The sequence below is a fragment of the Microbacterium sp. Mcb102 genome (assembly GCF_024519805.1).
Taxonomy (GTDB): domain Bacteria; phylum Actinomycetota; class Actinomycetes; order Actinomycetales; family Microbacteriaceae; genus Microbacterium.
In genome coordinates this window covers 122,884-138,420 of the sequence record NZ_JALJRG010000003.1, presented here as the reverse complement: position 1 = coordinate 138,420, position 15,537 = coordinate 122,884, and the positions used below count along the sequence as shown (strand labels likewise).

Here is a 15,537-nt window from a genome sequence, read left to right as displayed (position 1 = left end):
TTTCATCCTTCCTAGAAAGTCCGCCTGTGCTGGGAAAAATCCTCTTCCGCTATCTCTCTCGATACCGGTGGCTGCTGCTCGGCGTGCTGGTGTTCCAGCTCGCCAGCGCCGCGGCGACCCTCTACCTCCCGCGCCTGAACGCCGACATCATCGACAAGGGTGTCGCCCAGGGTGACACCGCCTACATCTGGGGCACGGGTCTGTTCATGCTCGCGGTGTCGCTGGGGCAGATCATCGCCTCGGTCACGGCGACCTTCTTCGCCGCGCGCGCCGCGATGGGCGCCGGCCGCGACATCCGCGCCGACGTCTTCGGCAAGGTCAGCGGCTTCTCCGAGCGCGAAGTGTCGCAGTTCGGCGCCGGCTCGCTCATCACGCGAAACACCAACGATGTGCAGCAGGTGCAGATGCTCGCGATGATGGGCGCCACCATGCTCGTCACCGCCCCGCTGCTCGCGATCGGCGGCATCTTCTTCGCCATCCAGACCAACGTCGGCCTCAGCTGGCTGATCGCCGTCTCGGTGCCCGCGCTGCTGATCCTGGCCGCGCTCGTGATCGGGCGCATGGTGCCGCTGTTCCGCAGCTACCAGGGCAAGCTCGACAACGTCAACCGCATCATGCGCGAGCAACTCACCGGTGTGCGCGTCGTGCGCGCCTTCGTGCGCGAACGCATCGAGGAAGAGCGCTTCCGCGGAGCCAACACCGACATCATGGTGGTCGGCCGCAAGGTCGGCTCGCTCTTCGTGCTGCTGTTCCCGCTGTTCATGCTCATCCTCAACGTGACCGTCGTCTCGGTCATCTGGTTCGGCGGCATCGAGGTCAACAACGGCACGGTGCAGGTCGGCACGCTGTTCGCCTTCATGCAGTACATCGGTCAGATCATGGGCGGCGTCATCATGGCGAGCTTCATGGCGATGATGATCCCGCGCGCCGCGGTCTCGGCCGAGCGCATCGGCGAGGTGCTCGACTCGGAGTCCACGCTGGTCCGCCCCGAGAACGGCGTCACCGAGTTCCCGGTTCCCGGAGCCGTCGCGCTCGACGATGTGGAGTTCACCTACCCCGGTGCCGACTCCCCGGTGCTGCGCGGCATCAGCTTCGCGGCCGAGCCCGGAGAGACGGTGGCGATCGTCGGATCCACCGGTTCCGGCAAGACGACGCTCATCTCGCTCATCCCGCGGCTCTTCGACGTCTCGGGCGGATCCGTGCACGTCGGCGGCACGGATGTGCGCGAGGCCGACGTCGAGTCGCTGTGGGACAGCATCGGCCTCGTACCGCAGCGTCCGTTCCTCTTCACCGGAACCGTCGCGTCGAACCTGCGCTACGGACGAGAGGAGGCGACCGACGAGGAGCTCTGGCACGCGCTCGACATCGCGCAGGGACGTGACTTCGTCGAGGAGATGCCCGACGGGCTCGACTCGCGCATCGCCCAGGGCGGCACGAACGTCTCCGGCGGTCAGCGTCAGCGTCTCGCGATCGCGCGTGCGATCGTGCATCAGCCGAAGATCCTCGTGTTCGACGACTCGTTCTCGGCGCTCGACCTCACCACGGATGCCCGGCTGCGCCAGGCGCTGTGGCGGGAACTCCCGCACGTGACGAAGATCGTGGTCGCGCAGCGCGTCTCCACGATCACGGACGCCGACCGCATCGTCGTCCTCGACGGCGGCACCATGGTCGGCGTCGGCACGCATGAGCAGCTGCTCGAGACGAACGACACCTACCGGGAGATCGTCGAGTCGCAGCTGGGGGTGGACGCATGAGCGAACTGAACGACGAACAGGGCAAGGCCAAGCGCGGCCGCAGCCGCGGCAAGGCGACGACGGCCGTGGCCGAGGTCGAGCTGTCGGCCGAAGAGCAGTACGAGGCCGAGCTCGCCGAGCAGGCTCGTCAGAACTCCGGCGACTGGGACAGCGTCGCGCCGGGCAAGGCCGACAACTTCGGTCCGAGCTTCGCGCGCATGATCGGGCTGCTGAAGCCCTCCGCGATCTGGTTCGTCTTCGTGTCGATCCTCGGCGCCATCGGCGTCGTACTCACGGTCGCGGCGCCCAAGGTGCTCGCCGAGGCGACGAACCTCGTCTACAAGGGATTCATCTCCATCCAGCTCGGGCAGCCGAACGGCGACTTCCCCGGCTTCCCCGCGGGCACACCACAGGACGTCGTGATCGATGCGCTGCGTGGTTCCGGTCAGGACGACTTCGCGAACCAGGTCGGGGCGCTGGGCGACTTCACGGTCGGCCAGGGCGTCGACTTCGAGGCGCTGCGTCTGGTGATCGCCGCGGTGCTCGCGATCTACGTGGCTGCGGCATTCCTCACCTGGATCCAGGGTTACGTCATCAACGTGATCATGGTGCGCACCATGTGGCGCCTGCGCGAGTCTGTCGAGGCGAAGATCAACCGTCTGCCGCTGGCGTACTTCGACAAGGTGCAGCGCGGTGAACTGATCTCGCGCGTCACGAACGACATCGACAACATCACGCAGACGATGCAGCAGTCGCTCTCCGGTGCACTCACCTCGGTGCTCACCGTGATCGGCGTGCTCGTCATGATGTTCTCGATCTCGTGGCAGCTCGCGCTCGTCGCACTCATCACACTGCCTCTCATGGGCGTGATCTTCGGCATCATCGGACCGCGTTCGCAGAAGGCCTTCGGCACGCAGTGGCGCAAGGTCGGGCGACTGAACGCCCGCGTCGAGGAAGCGTTCTCCGGCCACGCGCTGGTGAAGGTCTTCGGACGCGAGAAGGACGCTCTGGACAAGTTCCAGGTCGAGAACGAAGAGCTGTTCCAGGCGAGCTTCAAGGCGCAGTTCCTCTCCGGCATCATCATGCCGGCGATGATGTTCGTCGGAAACCTCAGCTATGTGGGCATCGCGGTGCTCGGCGGTCTGATGGTCGCGAACGGACAGCTGCGTCTCGGCGACGTGCAGGCGTTCATCCAGTACTCGCAGCAGTTCACGCAGCCGCTGTCCGAGCTGGGTGGCATGGCTGCGGTGGTCCAGTCGGGCACGGCATCCGCCGAGCGGGTGTTCGAGCTGCTCGACGCCGACGAGCAGGAGGCGGACGACGCCGATGCTCCCGAGCTCGTGGAGGGCAAGGGTGTCATCGAGTTCGAGAACGTCGCGTTCTCGTACACGCCCGACCGCCCGCTCATCCGGGACCTGTCGTTCCGGGTGGAGCCGGGGCAGACGGTCGCGATCGTCGGCCCGACGGGCGCCGGCAAGACGACGTTGGTCAACCTGATCATGCGCTTCTACGAGCTCATCGGCGGGCGCATCATGCTCGACGGCCAGGACATCGCCGAGGCGACCCGCGACGAACTGCGCTCACGCACCGGCATGGTGCTGCAGGACCCGTGGCTGTTCGCCGGCAGCATCCGCGAGAACATCCGATACGGTCGCTCCACGGCGACCGACGAAGAGGTTCTCGCCGCCGCCAAGGCGACCTACGTCGACCGCTTCGTGCACGCCCTCCCCGAGGGCTACGACACGGTGCTCGACGAGGATGCCGCGAACGTCTCCGCGGGCGAGCGCCAGCTCATCACGATCGCCAGGGCATTCGTCGCGCAGCCGTCGATCCTCATCCTCGATGAGGCCACGTCGGCGGTCGACACCCGCACCGAGCTGCTGCTGCAGCACGCGATGGCCGCGCTCCGCGAGGGGCGCACGTCGTTCGTGATCGCGCACCGTCTGTCGACCATCCGCGACGCCGACCTCATCCTCGTGATGGAGCACGGCGACATCGTGGAGAAGGGCACGCACGACGAGCTCATCGCCGCGCAGGGCGCCTACTGGCGTCTGTACCAGTCGCAGTTCGAGCAGGCGGCGACCGACATCGACGCCGAAGACGCTCTCACCGGATCGACGCCCGTCGTCGTCACCGGAGAGGCCGGCGACGACGAGAGCGCGAAGGAAGAAGCCGCTGCCGTGGCCGGAGCCTCGGTCGGGGCCCAGGCGCCGGCGGCCGAGGTCGCCGCCGCGCAGGCTCTGCTCGAGGACGGGGCCGACGGCTCCGCCCCTCGCGGCTGATCCGCGTCCGGCGCAGCGACGCTCATAGAACAGCGCCCCATCCCGCACTCGCGGGGTGGGGCGCTGTTCTGCGTGCGCTGTTCTGCTCGACCGGCATCCTGCCGCGCAGAGCGACATGCTCAGCAGGTGAGGAGCCAAAAAACGCCGCCTCCGAAGGGCCGGAGGCGGCGTTCTTTGACTCCTCGGAGTGAGAGAGTCAGGCGGCGGTGGTTCGGCGACGATCGGCGCGATCTCGGCGCGACGGTCAGCGCGGGTCGGTGGTGATACCCAGGAGCTCGAGCGGGTGGGTCAGACGCCACCAGGGGCTCGGTCCCTCGACATCTTCGGCCAGGACCAGGGGAACCGTCACACTGTCGAGCGGGCCGGCAGCGGTCATCGTCCCCACCGTGCCGTTCTCGTCGCGCTCGTCCGCGAGGTCGAAGGTCGGGGTGGCCGTGGCGAGGGCACCGTTCCACAGCACCACATCGGCGTCGGACTCGGTGACGACCTCGACGTCTTCGCCCCACAGGGTCGTGACGCGTCCCACGACCGTACCCGCAGCGACCGCCGGGCTCTGCGCGTTCAACGCGGCCTCCGTCTCGGCGAACAGCGAGCGGGTCAGGGCGAGCCGCTCGTCATCGCCCGCCTGGTTCAACGCGGCGGCGTACAACTTCACCGTCGTGTCGCCGACGGTCACATCCTTCGCGGTGAGCAGGTTCCAACCGACCAGCGTGCCGGTCTTGATGCCGACGACACCCGGATCGGCGAGCATCCCGTTCGTGTTGACGACCGTGCCCGCGCCGGGGAGGTCCACCGACTTCGTGCCCACGATCTCCGCGAACACCGGATTCTGCATCGCCAGCTCGCCCAGTGCGATGAGCGAGTCGGGCGTCGAGACGTTGCGTTCGTCGAAGCCCGACGGGGTCACGACCGTGATGCCGGTGAGGTTGCGCTCCCTCAGCCAGGTCTCCGCGGCGGACGCGAACTCCCGGTCGGAGCCCCAGATCTCGGACGCGAGCCGGTCGATGTAGTTGTTCGCCGACCCCAGGAGCGTGCCCTGCAGCAGCTGGTATTCGGTCAGCACACCGTCGACGGGCACATCCAGCGCGGACTGATCACTGCGCCGGTAGTCCCAGTACTCCACGCTGTCGCGGTAACTGAAGCGGAACTCGGGGCCCTGCTCGCCGAGCGCCAGCGGCATCCGGTCGAGCACCATCAGGCTGCTCACGACCTTGGTGATGCTCGCGATGCTCACGGCACCGGGATTCGAGGCCACCGTGCTCAGCCCGCCGATGCCGACAGCCGCGCTGCCCTCGCCGGGCCAGGTGATCGCAGCCGCGGCGGCGGGAGTGGTCTCGAATTCGACGGACTGCACCGTCGGAGGGACTTCATGCAGTGGCCACAGCATCGTCGTACCGGCGTAGGCGGCGACGATCGCGACGAGCGTCGCCAACGGCACCAGGACCCCCGGGCGGGCGATCGCCGGTCGCAGGTGGGCCCCGCGCATCAGCCCGCCTGACTGCTCGGCCTCGGCCGGCTCATCGAGGGTCGCGAGAGGCGGGTGCGCGGCGACCGTCGCGGCATCGACCCAGGTGAGGGCCGTCGCCCCGGTCGTGTCATCCGCCCACTGCGGTGCGCTCGCGTCGAGGAGAGCATTCGTGTCGTCCGCCGGCTCTTCACCGGCTGTCCGCTCGGCCGGGACGAACGGCGGTTTGGTCAGCGGGGGTGTCGGCGGCGTCGCATCGACAGGCTCGATGGGCTCGACGGGCTCGATGGGCTCGATGGGCTCTACGAGGCCGGCGGCCTCGACGGGCTCCGCTGCGGGTTCGGAGAGGGTGTCGGGTTCCTGATCGACGCCGCCGCCCGTGGAGCTCGGTGTCGTGAAGAGCGCGCCGATCGCCGCGGAGTCGACTGGGATGGCCGGCGATACGGCGGCAGCCGGGGGTCGCACATCGCCCGCGAACAGCCGGTCGGCGGCGAACGCGGAGGTGTCGGCGGAGTCTGCGGGGGCAGCATCCACCGCGACCGGCAGGTCGTCGACCGGTCCGGAGGGGACGGCGTCCGGCGAGCCGTCGCCATCGACGACGCCCGTCGCCTCGTCGGCGGGATCTGAAGCGGTCACTCGTTTACGGTACCCAATCCCGGGCGCGTTGCGCGGCGCGCAGCCTCGTCGCCCGCGGGGTGTCGTGAGCCGGTAGGCTCTTCAGCACAACCACGGGAGTCCGGCGAGCCGGGCTGAGAGGGAGCGAATCGCGCTTCGACCGTCGAACCTGATCTGGGTCATGCCAGCGCAGGGAGGAGTTCAGATGAGCACGTCCACGTCCACATCGGCGTCCACCAAGGCCCAGGCCTCGCCCCCGGCCAGGAGCTTCCTGCGCTGGCGCATCGTCGACATCGTCGTCGCCAGCGTCATCGGTGTCGCCGCCGGCCTGATCTTCCTGGCGTGGAACGTCGGGTACCTCGGCCCGAAGGCCCTGCTCGAGCCGCTGCTCCCCGGCGTCCAGGGGCTTCTCGACGGCCCGTGGCTCTTCGCCGGCGTCCTCGGCGGGCTGATCATCCGCAAGGCGGGCGCGGCGATCTACGTCGAGCTGCTCGCGGCGGTCGTCTCGGCCCTCATCGGCAACCAGTGGGGCGGATTCCTCACTCTCGAAGCCGGACTCGTGCAGGGTCTCGGCGCCGAACTGGTCTTCCTCCTCTTCTTCTACCGCCGCTGGTCATTGCCGGTCGCGATCCTCGCGGGTGCCGGTGCCGCCCTCGCCGGCGGGATCAACAACCTCGTGCTCTGGTACGCCGGTTCCGGCCCCGCCTTCACGGCGATCTACCTGATCAGCACGGTCATCTCCGGTGCCGTCATCGCGGGTGCGCTGTCGTGGGTGCTGGCGCGAGGCATCGCCGCGACCGGAGCGCTCGACCGATTCGGCTCCGGGCGCGAGGCACGCGTCCGCGTCTGATGGCGGCGGATCACACCGTCCCCGCCGCTGTCGAGGCGCGCGGCTGGGGGTGGCGCCACGCGAGTCGCCTCGCCTGGGCGCTGAGCGACGTCTCGTTCCGCATCGACCCCGGTGAGCGCGTTCTGGTGCTCGGGGCTTCCGGGACGGGCAAGTCCACGCTGCTCCACGGTCTCGCGGGCGTGCTCGGCGGCGAGGAGGAGGGCGAGAGCGCGGGCGAACTGCTCGTCGACGGCGCTCCCGCCGTCGCCACCCGGGGGCGCGCCGGCCTCGTGCTGCAGGACCCGGACTCGCAGGTGATCCTGGCGCGAGCCGGCGACGATGTCGCGTTCGGCTGCGAGAACCTCGGCGTGCCACGGGCGCAGATCTGGCCCCGGGTGGAGGCGGCGCTGGATGCCGTCGGCCTCGATGTGCCGCTGGACCACCCGACCAAGGCGCTCTCCGGCGGACAGAAGCAGCGGCTCGCGCTCGCCGGCATGCTCGCGATGCGTCCGGGGCTCGTGCTGCTCGACGAGCCGACCGCGAACCTCGACCCGGCCGGTGTCGTCGAGGTGCGTGACGCGGTGGAGCGGATGCTGCAGTCGCAGCCGGCGACACTCATCGTCGTCGAGCACCGCCTCGAGGTGTGGCTGCCGCTCATCACGCGGGTGATCGTGATCGGTGCCGGGGGAGTGGTGGCAGACGGAGCGCCCGCTGAGGTGCTCGGTGACCAGGGTGCACGACTCGCGGCCGACGGCGTGTGGGTGCCGGGGCACGCTCCCGCCGCCCCGCCGCCACCGCGCGGGACACCGGGCGAGACTCTGCTCTCGGCGCGCGGACTCGCCGTCGCCCGCGTCAAGGGACGCCCGGTCGCCACCGGCATCGACCTCGATGTGCGCGCCGGCCAGGCGCTGGCGATCACCGGCCCGAACGGCGCCGGCAAGTCCACGCTCGGACTGACCCTCGCAGGGCTCCTGCCGCCTGCTGCGGGTGACCTGACGGCATCCGCCGTGCTCGCCGCCGGGGCGGACCCCTCGCCGATCCGCTGGGCCTCGCGGGATCTGCTGACCCGCATCGGCATGGTGTTCCAGGAGCCCGAGCATCAGCTGCTCGCGAAGACCGTGCGCGACGAGCTGGCCGTCGGACCGCGCGCGCTCGGGATGGACGAAGACGAGATCGCCGTGCGCAGCGACGAGCTGCTCGCGCGACTGCGCCTGACGCACCTCGCCGCCGCCAACCCGTACACGCTCTCGGGCGGCGAGAAACGTCGCCTCACGGTCGCCGCGGCCATCGCGACCCGGCCGCGGGTGCTCGTGCTCGACGAGCCCACCTTCGGGCAGGACGCCCGCACCTGGGCGGAACTCGTCGCCATGCTCGCGGCGCTCCGCGACGAGGGGTCGGCGATCGTCACGATCACCCACGACCTCGATGTCGCGCGCGCGCTGCACGCCGAGCGGTTCGAACTCGGGGGCATGTCGTGACCCTGCTCGACACGCAGGCGCGCACCGGAGCCCTCGCCGCCGTCAACCCGGTGGCCAAGCTCGGGGTCAGTGCGCTGATCGCGGTGCCGCTGATCCTGACGCTCGATCCGGTGTCGGCATCCGTCGCGCTCGTGCTGGAGTTCGTGCTCTTCCTGTTCGCCGGAATCGGCTGGCGCGAGTTCTGGGTGCGCACCTGGCCGGTCTGGCTCGCCGCACCCCTGACCGGCCTGACCATCGCGCTCTACGGCGAGACGAGCGGCACCGTCTACGTCGACTGGTTCGTGCTGCGGATCAGCGAGGGATCGCTCGCGCTCGCGCTCGCCACGATGCTGCGGGTGCTCGCGATCGCGCTGCCCTCGGTGGTCCTGTTCATCACGGTCGACCCGACCGACCTCGCCGACGGCCTCGGCCAGGTCCTGCGGCTTCCCGCCCGGTTCGTGCTCGGGGCGCTCGCCGGGCTGCGGATGGTGGGTCTGTTCCTCGACGACTGGCGTGCGCTCGAGCTCGCCCGCCGGGCGAGGGGTGTGGCCGATCGCGGTCGCATCCGCCGGTTCCTCGGGATGGCGTTCGCGCTGCTCGTGCTGTCGATCCGGCGCGGGGCGAAGCTCGCCACCGCCATGGAGGCGCGGGGATTCGGAGCGCCGGGGCGGCGGACCTGGGCGCGCGAGTCACGGTTCGGCGCGGCCGAGTGGATGCTGCTCGCCGTGGGGGCCGCGATCTCCGGCATCGCGATCGCCGCCGCCGTCGCCACCGGGGCGTGGAACTTCATCCTCGGCCCCGGCACCTGAGCGCGGGGTCAGCGCGGGGTCAGGCGGCGTTCCAGAGCTCGCGGTAGTAGGCGAGGCGCTCGCGGTCGGGCTCGACTCCGTAGGCCTCGATGAGCGCGTCCTCCCAGCCGGGGCCGTAGTTCCACTCGGTGCTCATCGAGGCGACGGCGATGTCGGCCCAGCGGTCGGCCACACCGAGCAGCGCCAGGTCGACGTGCGCGAGCCAGCGGCCGTCGTCGCCGACCAGTGTGTTCGGGCAGCAGGCGTCGCCGTGGCTGACGACGAGGAGGTCGATCTCAGGCGCGGTCCGGAGCTCGTCCGGCACGACGATCCCGCGCCGTTCGGCGTTCTCGATGCGCGATGACACGCTCCAGTCCCAGGGGCACTCCGCGACGGGAAGGGCGTCGTGCATGGCGCGGAGTGCCTCGCCGACGGCACGAACGGCGACCGCGGGTTCGGCGACCCACCGCGGGTCCACGGCGCTCAGCCCGTCGAGCGCGGCCGTGACCATCCACTCGTGCGTCTCGTCGCCGCCGCTCTCGAGCACGGTCGGCACCGTGATCCACTGCGACGCCCACTGCATCCGCTCCGCCTCGTCGCTCAGGGTGAACTCGAGGTTGCGCGGCCCCCATTTGATGAAGAACGGATCGCCCTGGCCGGTGGCACGGAACGTCAGCCCGCCGTAGTCGTTCCGCCATACGCACTCGAGGTCGGCGCCGCGGGCGAGGAGCCGGACGCGATCGGGCACGACGACGTCGTCGGTGGGGATGGTCATGCTCCCATCCTGCCCCAGGCTTCGGACGGGGGACCGATATCTGCGGGAGGCTTCGGACGACGGGACCGTTCTTCGTGGAGGCGGTGTCGTAGGCTCGCTCTGAACGCGCTTCCTGCGGGCGGGCGCCACCCGTTTCGTGGTGGAACCAGGAACCACGTAGGCTGAGACCGCGTTCCAGTGAAGCGTGTCGAGCAACGACGTTCGAAGGAGAACCTCAGATGCAGATCAGCGGTCAGGGTGCACTCATCACCGGAGGGGCCTCGGGCCTCGGGCTCGCCACCGCGCGCCGGCTCGTCGCCGCGGGAGCCCACGTCACGATCATCGACCTCCCCTCGTCGAAGGGGGCGGAGATCGCGGACGAGCTCGGCGGACTCTTCGTCGCGGCCGACGTCACGAGCGCCGATGAGGTGCAGGCAGCCGTGGCCGCCGCGCAGTCCGCGGCCCCCCTGCGCGTCGTCGTGAACTGCGCCGGCATCGCGCCGCCCGCCAAGGTGCTCGACCGTGAGGGCAATCCCGCGGTGCTCGCCGACTTCGAGCGCGTGATCCGCATCAACCTCGTCGGCACGTTCAATGTCATCTCGCAGGCATCCGCCGTGATGGCCCGGAACGAGCTGCACGACGAGGAGCGTGGCGTCATCGTCAACACCGCGAGCGTCGCGGCTTTCGACGGTCAGATCGGCCAGCCCGCCTACTCCGCGTCCAAGGGCGGGGTGCATGCGATGACCCTCCCCGTGGCACGCGAACTCGCCCGCCACGGCATCCGCGTGTGCACGATCGCCCCCGGCATCATGGAGACCCCGATGCTGATGGGCCTCCCGCAGGCAGCTCAGGACTCCCTCGGCCAGCAGGTCCCCTTCCCGTCGCGCCTCGGTCGCCCCGACGAGTACGCCGCCCTCGTGCAGCAGATCGTCGAGAACGGGTACCTCAACGGCGAGACCATCCGTCTCGACGGCGCCATCCGCATGGCCCCGAGATGACCGCAGCCCCCACTTCCCGTCGCGATCAGAACCCAGGAGAAACCATGTCCCTTGCCGGAAAGACCATCCTGATGTCGGGCGGCAGCCGCGGAATCGGACTCGCGATCGCGCTGCGGGCGGCCGCCGACGGGGCGAACATCGCCATGCTCGCGAAGACCGACACCCCGCATCCGAAGCTCGAAGGCACCATCCACACCGCCGCCGAGCAGATCCGGGCAGCCGGCGGCAACGCACTCCCGATCGTCGGCGACGTGCGCGACGACGACGACATCACCGAAGCGGTCATGAAGACGCAGGGCGAGTTCGGCGGCATCGACATCGTCATCAACAACGCCAGCGTCATCGACCTCTCCCGCTCGCTCGACCTGGGGGCCAAGAAGTACGACCTGATGCAGGACGTCAACGTGCGCGGCACCTTCATGCTGTCCCGCGCGGCCGTGCCGATCCTGAAGGATGCCGAGAATCCCCACATCCTCTCCCTCTCGCCGCCCCTGAACCCGAGCCCGAAGTGGCTCGGCGCGCACACGGGATACACCTTGGCGAAGTTCGGCATGACGCTGGCGACGCTCGGCCTCGCGGCGGAGTTCGCGCGCGACGGGATCGCCGCCAACACGCTGTGGCCCCGCACCACGATCGCGACCGCGGCGGTGCAGAACCTGCTCGGCGGCGACAAGGTCATGGCCGCGAGCCGCACCCCCGAGATCTATGCCGATGCCGCGTACGCCGTGCTGCTCAAGCCCGCGGCGTCGTACACCGGGCAGTCGCTCATCGTGGAAGACGTGCTCGAGGCCGACGGCGTGACCGACTTCTCGGGCTACGCCGCGATCCCCGGTACACCCGACAGCGCGCTGTTCCCGGACATCTTCCTCGACTGAGGGTGGGCGCCCGAGCGCTCAGATCAGCAGGTACACCGCGCCGAGGACCGTCAGCACGATCACGATGCGGTCGAACACGCGCTGGTTCATGCGCCGCGCGACCCGCAGGCCGAGCAGGGCGCCGATCACCACGAGCGGGGCGAGCACGGCATCCATCAGCAGCACCGGCGCGTGGAAGAGCCCGAGGCCGGCGAGGAACGGCACCTTGATCACGTTGATGATGGCGAAGAACCACGCCGAGGTGCCGAGGAACACCTGCACGGGCGTGCGGGTGGCCAGGAAGTACATCGACATGACCGGTCCGCCCGCGTTGGCGACCATGGTCGTGAAACCACCGAGCGTGCCGTAGGCGCCCGCGAGCACGATGCCACCCGACGGCGGGGCCACCGTGTCGGCCTTGCTCTGCCGCCACCGGCGCCAGAGGGTCACGGCGATCATCAGGAGCAGGATCACGCCGATGGCCCGGCGGACCACCCCGTCACCGGCGAGTGCGAGGAACGCGAATCCGACGAGAAGCCCCGCGATGACCGCGGGGGCGAGGCGCAGCAGCGTCGGCCAGTGGGCGTGCCGGCGGTAGGCGAAGAGCGCGAACAGATCACCCACCATGAGCAGCAACAGGGTCGCGGCCGTCGAGGTGCGGGCGGGCAGCACCGCGGCGAACAGGGCGATGGCCAGGATGCTGCCGCCGGGCAGTGCCGTCTTCGAGATGCCGATCGTGACCGCGGCCACGGCGAGGGCGGCCCAGGCCCACGGGTCGAGGGCGATCACCGTTCGAGCTCGGCGACGATCGCGTCGTAGCCGCGGGCCCTCGCGAGGTCGACCGGCAGCACACCGTCGCCGTCGGGGATGCCGATGTCCGCCCCGCCGTCGAGGAGCGCGCGCACGACCTCGACGTAGCGGGAGGAACCGTCGCCGAGCACGATCGCCTCGTGCAGCGCCGTCCAGTTCAGGTTGTTGACGTGGTTCGGGTCGACGCCCGCCTCGAGCAGGATCTCGACCGTCGACAGCAGTCCGCGTTCGGAGGCCGGGATCAGGGCGGTGCCCCCGAAGCGGTTCGTGCTCGTCAGGTCGGCGCCGCTCTCGAGCGTCAGACGCAGGATCTCGTCGTGCCCGCGGGCGCCGGCGTACAGGTAGGCGGAATCCTGGATGTCATCCTTCGCGTTCACGTCGGCGCCGGCCTCGATGAGCACCCGTGCCGCGTCGACCTGATTCCCCTTGGTCGCCGCGACCAGGGCGGTCATGCCGCCGTCGCCCCGCGCCTCGATCGCCGCTCCCGCGTCGAGGGCCGCGCGAACGGCATCCGCGTCTCCGCTGGCGGCGGCGACGAGCAGGTCCTGAGTGGCGTCGGACATGGAGACCTCCGGTGTCGGTGCGGGCGGGGCGGGGTTCGCGGTGCAGGCCGTCGCGGTCAGCAGGACGGCGACGAGTGCACTGAGGACGAGGATCGGTCGTGCACGCATGCGTCTGGTATACCAAACGAGGCTGAACGCCGCCGGGGCGATCAGCCGCGAGCGGCGGTGAGCGCTGCCGTGAACCGGGCGGCGCGCTGCTCGATGTCCGCCCAGTCGGATGCCGCGATCGATGCGCCGTTGGCCAGGTCGCCGCCGGCGCCGACCGCGACGGCACCCGCCGAGAACCATGCAGCCAGGTTGTCGGGGCTCACGCCGCCGGTCGGCATGAGCGGGGCGTCGGGGAACGGTCCGCGCAGCGCGCCGAGGTACGACGGACCGCCCAGCGACGCCGGGAAGATCTTCACCACGTCGACGCCGAGTTCGAGTGCGCTCATGACCTCGCTGGGTGTCATGGCCCCGGTCATCACGACGCGATCGGTGTCGAGCATCGTGCGGGTCAGGTGGGGGAGCGTGCCGGGGCTGACGAGGAACTCCGCCCCCGCATCCGCGGCCGCCGCTGCCTGCGCGGCGGTCGTCACGGTTCCGGCGCCGATGTACGCGGCGTCACCGTGGCGGGTGATGAGCTCGCGGATCACGGCGGGCGCGTCGGGCGTCGAGAAGGTCACCTCGATACCGGTGACCCCACCGCGGATGATCGCCTCGGACGCCTCCAGGGCCAGCTCGGGGGACGAGGCGCGGAGCACGGCGAGGATGCCGGTGCGGCGGGCGCGGTCGAGACGGTCGGTCATGAGGCTCCTTGTGATCGGGGACGGTTCCATTCTCCCTCGCCGGGGAGACCGCTTCCGCGCGCCGCGGGTGCCGGGCCGTCGCGCTCAGCTGCGGTGCGGTGCCCAGGCGTCGATCAGGAGCTTCGACTCCTTGAGGCCGAGGCCCGTCTGCTCCCGGAGCAGCTTGATCGCGCCGATCCGGGAATCGCGGGCGATGAGCGCATCGATCTCGGATGCCACGGATGCCGGCAGCGAGGCGCGCACGGTCGACGGCGTCAGCGCGCTCGGGGTGATGGCGGAGTGCACGGCGGTGGCGTTCGACACGGCGGCGAGGTGGGGAGCGGTCGTGCTGGCCGACCAGTGCTCCACGCGATCCTTCGCCTCTTTCAGGCCCACGCCGGTGTGGTCGCGGTAGAGCTTGATGGCGTGGATCTTGTGCCCCGCTCCGACGAGCCGGTCGATCTCGGCGACGACGTCGGGCGTGAGTCCGGAGGTGGGTGCCGATGCCGAGGAGGCGGGCGCGGAGCGCGGCGTCGCGGCCGTCGGTGTGAAGACCTGCGGCTCCGGCAGCTTCGGCCGCATTCCGCGCAGCGCGACGGCCAGGATCGCGACGACGACGATCAGGCCGACGACGATCCCGATGATCCGCAGCGCGTCATCCATGGGGTCAGTCTACGGAGGCGACATCCGCCGCCCCAGGGGCTTGCGGACTACTTGGCGACGAGCGTGGTCTCGAAGCGGTAGAGGTCGGGCCGGTAGCAGTGGTGTCCGAACTCGATCGCCGCGCCGGACTGGTCGAACGAGATGCGCTCCATCGTCAGCAACGGCCCGCCGGCTTCGATCTCCAGCAACTCGGGCTCGTCGGCCTCCGCCCGCCGGGCTCCGATCTTCTGCTTGGCGACGCGGATGGCGACGCCGCGCGCACGCAGCACCTGGTAGAGGCCGCGGGATTCGAGCTGCTCCGACGAGATGTTCGCGAACTCGCCCGGCAGGTAGTTCTCCAGCACGGCGACGGGGACGCCGTCGGTGCTGCGTCGTCGGCGCAGGTGCAGCACCTCGGTGCCGGGGGCGAGTGCCAATGCGGCCGCGACCTCGTCGGATGCCGCGATGACCTCGTGGGTGAGCACCTGCGTCCCCGGTTCGTGATGGGCGCTCTGCAGGTCTTCGAACAGGCTGGTGAGCTCGACCTGGCGCGTGACGGATCCCTGCACGACCTGGGTGCCGATGCCGCGGCGTCGCACGAGCAGACCCTTGTCGACGAGTTCCTGGATGGCGCGTCGGATGGTGGGTCGCGACAGGCCGAGCTGCTCGGCGATCGAGACCTCGTTCTCGAGGCGGGCGCCGGCGGGGATGGCGCCGGATTGGATCGCGCTCTGGAGGCGCGTCGACACCTGGAAGTAGAGCGGGACGGGTCCCGTGCGGTCGATGTCGGCGAACAGATCGTTCGGCCACGGAGTGACGAGATCGGCCATGGTGCTCCGCTTTCTGTGAGGGAGTCATATTGTAGCGACAATCATACGATCGCCTATGTCGGCTCCTTTTCGGCGGATCCGGGCGGTGAGGCGCGCGGAGACATCGGTTCCGAGAGTGACCTGGCCCGCGAAATGCATAAAGTGCTATTG

General features: G+C 70.0%; 14 protein-coding genes and 1 riboswitch. Of the genes, 7 read left to right on the top strand and 7 right to left on the bottom strand.

Annotated features, from left to right (window positions below; translation table 11 throughout):
• The first annotated feature begins 26 nt into the window (after positions 1 to 26).
• Both OC372_RS09605 and OC372_RS09600 read left to right on the top strand, forming a co-directional pair.
• A complete protein-coding gene (locus OC372_RS09605) occupies positions 27 to 1,754 on the top strand; it encodes an ABC transporter ATP-binding protein (protein WP_029261224.1) in 1,728 nt (575 codons plus the stop codon).
• A complete protein-coding gene (locus tag OC372_RS09600) occupies positions 1,751 to 4,015 on the top strand; it encodes an ABC transporter ATP-binding protein (protein ID WP_262001688.1) in 2,265 nt (754 codons plus the stop codon). Before OC372_RS09605 ends, OC372_RS09600 begins: the two co-directional genes overlap by 4 nt.
• Before the next feature lie 244 nt (positions 4,016 to 4,259).
• Here OC372_RS09600 and OC372_RS09595 read toward each other — a convergent pair whose 3' ends face one another.
• Positions 4,260 to 6,116, bottom strand: a complete 1,857-nt coding sequence (locus OC372_RS09595; RefSeq protein WP_262001687.1) for a D-alanyl-D-alanine carboxypeptidase — start codon at positions 6,114 to 6,116, stop codon at positions 4,260 to 4,262.
• Between the two features lie 82 nt (positions 6,117 to 6,198).
• Positions 6,199 to 6,310: riboswitch (TPP riboswitch) on the top strand.
• Here OC372_RS09595 and OC372_RS09590 point away from each other — a divergent pair.
• The 3 genes from OC372_RS09590 to OC372_RS09580 all read left to right on the top strand — a co-directional run bounded on the left by OC372_RS09590 (position 6,301) and on the right by OC372_RS09580 (position 9,190).
• Positions 6,301 to 6,945, top strand: a complete 645-nt coding sequence (locus OC372_RS09590; RefSeq protein WP_262001686.1) for an ECF transporter S component — start codon at positions 6,301 to 6,303, stop codon at positions 6,943 to 6,945. It overlaps the preceding riboswitch by 10 nt.
• Positions 6,945 to 8,402, top strand: coding sequence for an ABC transporter ATP-binding protein (locus OC372_RS09585; RefSeq protein ID WP_262001685.1), 1,458 nt, complete (start codon positions 6,945 to 6,947; stop codon positions 8,400 to 8,402). Before OC372_RS09590 ends, OC372_RS09585 begins: the two co-directional genes overlap by 1 nt.
• Positions 8,399 to 9,190, top strand: coding sequence for an energy-coupling factor transporter transmembrane component T family protein (locus tag OC372_RS09580; RefSeq protein ID WP_262001684.1), 792 nt, complete (start codon positions 8,399 to 8,401; stop codon positions 9,188 to 9,190). The genes OC372_RS09585 and OC372_RS09580 overlap by 4 nt, the downstream gene beginning before the upstream one ends.
• A 19-nt stretch (positions 9,191 to 9,209) precedes the next feature.
• On the opposite strand, the gene OC372_RS09575 is transcribed toward OC372_RS09580, so the two are convergent.
• Complete coding sequence (locus tag OC372_RS09575; protein ID WP_262001683.1) at positions 9,210 to 9,944, bottom strand: aminoglycoside 3'-phosphotransferase; 735 nt, start codon at positions 9,942 to 9,944, stop codon at positions 9,210 to 9,212.
• Positions 9,945 to 10,162: 218 nt separating this feature from the next.
• On the opposite strand from OC372_RS09575, the gene OC372_RS09570 reads away from it, so the two are divergent.
• Both OC372_RS09570 and OC372_RS09565 read left to right on the top strand, forming a co-directional pair.
• Positions 10,163 to 10,921 (top strand): SDR family NAD(P)-dependent oxidoreductase, encoded by a 759-nt coding sequence (locus tag OC372_RS09570; protein ID WP_105711230.1) that lies wholly within the window; start codon positions 10,163 to 10,165, stop codon positions 10,919 to 10,921.
• Positions 10,922 to 10,965: 44 nt separating this feature from the next.
• Positions 10,966 to 11,796 carry an SDR family oxidoreductase gene (locus tag OC372_RS09565; RefSeq protein ID WP_029261216.1) on the top strand — a complete coding sequence of 277 codons (831 nt, stop codon included), beginning with the start codon at positions 10,966 to 10,968 and terminating at the stop codon, positions 11,794 to 11,796.
• 18 nt (positions 11,797 to 11,814) lie between these two features.
• Here OC372_RS09565 and OC372_RS09560 read toward each other — a convergent pair whose 3' ends face one another.
• The 5 genes from OC372_RS09560 to OC372_RS09540 all read right to left on the bottom strand — a co-directional run bounded on the left by OC372_RS09560 (position 11,815) and on the right by OC372_RS09540 (position 15,387).
• A complete protein-coding gene (locus tag OC372_RS09560) occupies positions 11,815 to 12,564 on the bottom strand; it encodes a sulfite exporter TauE/SafE family protein (protein WP_262001682.1) in 750 nt (249 codons plus the stop codon).
• Positions 12,561 to 13,256: an ankyrin repeat domain-containing protein gene (locus OC372_RS09555; RefSeq protein WP_262001681.1), complete on the bottom strand. Its 696-nt coding sequence runs from the start codon at positions 13,254 to 13,256 to the stop codon at positions 12,561 to 12,563. The genes OC372_RS09560 and OC372_RS09555 overlap by 4 nt, the downstream gene beginning before the upstream one ends.
• Positions 13,257 to 13,297: 41 nt before the next feature.
• Complete coding sequence (locus OC372_RS09550; protein ID WP_262001680.1) at positions 13,298 to 13,936, bottom strand: bifunctional 4-hydroxy-2-oxoglutarate aldolase/2-dehydro-3-deoxy-phosphogluconate aldolase; 639 nt, start codon at positions 13,934 to 13,936, stop codon at positions 13,298 to 13,300.
• An 84-nt stretch (positions 13,937 to 14,020) separates the two neighbouring features.
• Positions 14,021 to 14,578 carry a ribosomal protein L7/L12 gene (locus tag OC372_RS09545; RefSeq protein WP_262001679.1) on the bottom strand — a complete coding sequence of 186 codons (558 nt, stop codon included), beginning with the start codon at positions 14,576 to 14,578 and terminating at the stop codon, positions 14,021 to 14,023.
• Positions 14,579 to 14,625: 47 nt separating this feature from the next.
• A complete protein-coding gene (locus OC372_RS09540) occupies positions 14,626 to 15,387 on the bottom strand; it encodes a GntR family transcriptional regulator (RefSeq protein WP_029261211.1) in 762 nt (253 codons plus the stop codon).
• Between the last annotated feature and the right edge of the window lie 150 nt (positions 15,388 to 15,537).